Raw genomic sequence first — 4,146 nt, 5'->3', positions numbered from 1 at the left:
AAAGCTACACGGCCGGCCTCCATCTACGCGGATCGATCATGTGGTTGAAGTCCCTGACCTCAACCACATGATCCGAACCTTGAACAGCTCCTAGCGGAGCCGGGCGGCCGAGCGGACCAGCCGGGCGGCCGCCACCACCGGGAGGGCCAGGGTCACCAGGAGCGCGATCGTCACCGTGCGCGCGCTCAAGCCGCCGAGCACCACCGAGAGCACCGCCGCGACCACCGGGAGGACCAGGACGGGCGAGAGCGCGAGCAGCGTCGCCTCCCGCTTCTCCCGCCGGGACCACTGCGGGGACTTCCACAGCCGGACGAGCCCGACGACCGCGGCGACCAGTCCCAGCGGCGCCCCGATCACCGGGACGAGCGCGGCCGGCAGCGGTACGGCGATCAGGGCGGCGGTGACCGCGGTCCGCCCGCCGCTCTCCGGCACCGGCCGGTCGCCGTCCGGTTCCTCGGCCAGCGCGGCCGCCGCGATCTCGCCGGGCGCCCCCAGCTGGTCCAGTACGCCTCGCACGCCGTCCCCGTCGAGGTGGCCGGCGTCCGCCAGTGCCACCTCGATGTGCTCGCGCAGGTCCGCCAGCAGCTCCCGGCGGTGGAGCTCGGGAAGCGCGGCCGTCAGCGCCTCGACCGAGGAGAGGTAGTCCCGTACGAGGGGGTGGGCGAGGGTGTCCGTCACGGCGTCTCTCCAGGGGTGAGGAAGTGGTCGACGGCGGCGCGGAAGGAGGGCCAGCTCGTGGTGAACTCCTCCAGCGCGCTCCGGCCGGCGTCGGTCAGCGTGTAGTACCTGCGCGGCGGCCCGCTCTCGGAGTCCCGCAGGTGGGTGTCGGCGAGCCCGGTCCGCCGGAGGCGGGACAGCAGGGGGTAGATCGTGCCCTGGCTGGTGGCCATCACCTCGACTCGGGCGAGCTCCGCCAGCAGCTCCACGCCGTAGCGGGGTCCGTCCCGGAGCAGGGCCAGGACGCAGTACTCCAGCACCCCCTTGCGGAGTTGGCTCGCCACGGGCCCGTCCGCCGCAGGGATGCTTGCATTGCCAGCTACCATGCAAAGCAAGGTAGCACGCAGGGCATGATGGCCGCAGCGCGCGAGCGTCCGGCCCGGTCGGGGGCCGCCGGACGGGTGGCCCCGGCGGGGGCCCGCCCGGAGGGTCCGGTGGATTCCGCGCGACGTCCTGGACGATGCTCGCGGGCGCCCGGGGTGCCCCCGGGGGCACCCCGGCGACGGGCGAAGGGTACTGAGTTCCTTTACGCGGGGTACTGAGTGCCGTATTCTCTGAGGCGAGCCTCTGACGCCAGTCGAAGAGAGCCGACACGGCATGCCGGTCCAGGTGGCGCCCGCTCCCGCGTGCGGCGCGGCCGGGCCGGACTTGGCACTCAGTACCCTGGGCATGACCTGAGGCCATGGACCAGTGCACCCGTATCAGGAGAACCGCTCATGAGCTTGAGGATCGTTGTCTGTGTGAAGTACGTGCCGGACGCGACGGGCGACCGTCGTTTCGCGGACGACCACACCACCGACCGGGAGGGTGTGGACGGCCTTCTGTCGGAGCTGGACGAGTACGGCGTGGAGCAGGCGCTGCGGATCTCCGAGGCGCACGGCGATGCCGAGGTGACGGTGCTGACGGTGGGGCCGGACGACGCCAAGGACGCGCTGCGCAAGGCGCTGTCGATGGGTGCGGACAAGGCCGTGCACGTGAACGACGAGGACATCCACGGTACGGATGTGATCGGGACGTCGGCGGTGGTGGCGAAGGCGCTGGAGAAGACCGGGTTCGACCTGGTGATCGGTGGCATGGCGTCGACGGACGGCACGATGGGTGTGCTGCCGGCGCTGCTGGCGGAGCGGCTGGGTGTGCCGCAGTTGACGCTGCTGTCGGAGGTGTCGGTCGAGGGCGGTGTGGTGAAGGGCCGTCGTGACGGTGACGCGGCGACGGAGCTGGTGGAGGCGGCGCTGCCGGCGGTGGTGTCGGTGACGGACCAGTCGGGTGAGGCGCGGTACCCGTCGTTCAAGGGCATCATGGCGGCGAAGAAGAAGCCGGTGCAGTCGTTCGACCTGGACGATCTGGGCATCGAGGCCGGTGAGGTCGGTCTGGCGGGTGCGTGGACGGCGGTGGAGTCGGTGACGGCGCGTCCGGCGCGGACGGCCGGCACGGTCGTCAAGGACGAGGGTGAGGGCGGCAAGCAGCTCGCCGCGTTCCTCGCCGAGCAGAAGTTCATCTGAGCCTCCGCCCCCCATCACGAGCCCACAGCGAAGTACGGAGACATTGAGCAATGGCTGAGATTCTCGTCCTGGTGGACCACGCCGACGGTGCGGTCCGCAAGCCGGCCCTCGAACTGCTGACCCTGGCCCGCCGGATCGGCGAGCCGTCGGCGGTCGTGCTGGGCGCCGGTGCGGCCGCGGCCGACCTGGCCGCCAAGGCCGGCGAGTTCGGTGCGGCGAAGGTGTACGTCGCGGACGGCGCGGAGTTCGCCGACCAGCTGGTCGTCCCGAAGGTGGACGCGCTGGCCCAGATCGCCAAGGCGACCGGTGCCGCGGCGGTGCTGATCACCTCCTCCGGTGAGGGCAAGGAGGTCGCCGCGCGGGTCGCGCTGCGGATCGGCTCCGGCATCATCACCGACGCCGTCGACCTCCGGGCCGGCGCCGACGGCCCGGTCGCCACCCAGGCGGTCTTCGCCGCCTCGTACACCGTCGACTCGCGCGTCAGCAATGGCGCTCCGGTCATCACGGTGAAGCCGAACGCGGTGGCTCCCGAGGCCGCTCCGGCCGCGGGCGCGGTGGAGAACGTCACCGTCGAGTTCACCGGCAACGCCGCCAAGGTCACCTCGCGCACCCCGCGGGTCTCCTCCGGGCGCCCGGAGCTGACCGAGGCCGCGATCGTGGTCTCCGGCGGCCGCGGCGTCGGCGAGGCGGCCGGCTTCGGCGTGGTCGAGGAGCTGGCCGACGCGCTGGGCGCGGCCGTCGGTGCCTCGCGCGCCGCCGTCGACGCCGGCTGGTACCCGCACAGCAACCAGGTCGGCCAGACCGGCAAGCAGGTCTCCCCGCAGCTGTACGTGGCCAACGGCATCTCGGGCGCCATCCAGCACCGGGCCGGCATGCAGACCTCGAAGACCATCGTGGCCGTCAACAAGGACCCGGAGGCCCCGATCTTCGAGCTGGTCGACTACGGCGTGGTCGGCGACCTCTTCGCGGTGCTGCCGCAGCTCACCGGCGAGGTCCAGGCCCGCAAGGGCTGACCGGACGGCCGAGCACGACGCGCGGGAGGGCGTGGCACCGGGTACCCGGTGCCACGCCCTCCGGCGTATGCGCTGCTGCCCCGCGCGGCGTGCGTCCCGCAGGTGGTCCAGGCCTGCTCCGCGACGCCCGCGGCACGTGTGCGGACTACTCGGCGCAGGCCGCCAGGTGCTGGGTGAAGCCGCCCTGGCTCGGCGGCAGCGGGCGCGGCTCGGCGGGCTGGACCCGCTCCGGCTCCTCCTGCGGCAGCAGTGTGAGCTCCGGCTGGTCGGAGTCGGGGGCCGGGGTCAGCCGGACCCGGGTGCCCACCGGGACGGTGCTGCGCAGACCGCTGACGATGCACCAGACGTCGAAACCCTCGGCCATCCGGATCAGCGACTTCTGCCGGGCCAGGGGCGTCCTGGCCTGCTCGACGGCGCACCGGCGCACCACGCCGGTGCCCTGGCTGCGCTCCAGGCGCAGGTCGGTGGAGCCGCAGGTGGGGCAGAGCAGCCGCTGGAAGGTCGGGTTGCTGCACCACGTACAGCGCTGGAAGTACAGCGGGGTGCTGTCGATGTCGGCGTCGATGGCTGAGTGGACCACGGTGTCATCTCCCTGCACTCGGACTGGGCTGCCGGCTCGCTGTGCGTCGCCGGCGTACGGCCGGCGGGCGGCCGGGGTGTGTCCTCGGCGTACGTCCGCGATGCGGCCTCCGTACGCCAGCAAAAGGATAGGGAACTCAGTACCGCCCTGGGAAGGCACTGAGTTCCCTTTTCGCTACGCGCATGCATAATGAAGGGTACTGAGTACCGTCGCGAAACAGGAGTGCCGATCATGAGCCAGGACTTCGATCTCTTCCGGATCTCCGAGGAGCACGAGATGCTGCGTGAGGCGGTGCGTTCGCTGGCCGAGGCGAAGATCGCTCCGTTCGCGGCGG

The 4,146-nt window shown here is 72.0% G+C and carries 5 protein-coding genes; 2 read left to right on the top strand and 3 right to left on the bottom strand.

The window, feature by feature from the left end; all coding sequences use genetic code 11:
* Window positions 1-90: 90 nt before the first annotated feature.
* Both ACFWA9_RS38530 and ACFWA9_RS38525 read right to left on the bottom strand, forming a co-directional pair.
* Window positions 91-678, bottom strand: a complete 588-nt coding sequence (locus ACFWA9_RS38530; protein ID WP_380394146.1) for an HAAS signaling domain-containing protein — start codon at window positions 676-678, stop codon at window positions 91-93.
* On the bottom strand, window positions 675-1,043 hold the full coding sequence (locus ACFWA9_RS38525) for a PadR family transcriptional regulator (RefSeq protein WP_329486972.1): 369 nt from the start codon (window positions 1,041-1,043) through the stop codon (window positions 675-677). The genes ACFWA9_RS38530 and ACFWA9_RS38525 overlap by 4 nt, the downstream gene beginning before the upstream one ends.
* Window positions 1,044-1,433: 390 nt before the next feature.
* Between ACFWA9_RS38525 and ACFWA9_RS38520 the strand changes: the two genes are divergently transcribed.
* Together ACFWA9_RS38520 and ACFWA9_RS38515 are read left to right on the top strand one after the other, a co-directional pair.
* The gene (locus tag ACFWA9_RS38520; protein ID WP_380394143.1) at window positions 1,434-2,219 is read left to right on the top strand and encodes an electron transfer flavoprotein subunit beta/FixA family protein; all 786 of its coding nucleotides are present in this window, start codon (window positions 1,434-1,436) and stop codon (window positions 2,217-2,219) included.
* Between the two features lie 50 nt (window positions 2,220-2,269).
* Window positions 2,270-3,232 (top strand): electron transfer flavoprotein subunit alpha/FixB family protein, encoded by a 963-nt coding sequence (locus ACFWA9_RS38515; protein ID WP_380394140.1) that lies wholly within the window; start codon window positions 2,270-2,272, stop codon window positions 3,230-3,232.
* A 145-nt stretch (window positions 3,233-3,377) separates the two neighbouring features.
* On the opposite strand, the gene ACFWA9_RS38510 is transcribed toward ACFWA9_RS38515, so the two are convergent.
* Window positions 3,378-3,812, bottom strand: coding sequence for a hypothetical protein (locus ACFWA9_RS38510; protein ID WP_352298644.1), 435 nt, complete (start codon window positions 3,810-3,812; stop codon window positions 3,378-3,380).
* Window positions 3,813-4,146: the final 334 nt, after the last annotated feature.

It is taken from the genome of Kitasatospora sp. NPDC059973, assembly GCF_042737525.1.
Lineage (GTDB): Bacteria > Actinomycetota > Actinomycetes > Streptomycetales > Streptomycetaceae > Kitasatospora.
The sequence above is the reverse complement of the archived record's forward strand: the minus strand, read 5'-3'. Positions and strand labels throughout refer to the sequence as shown.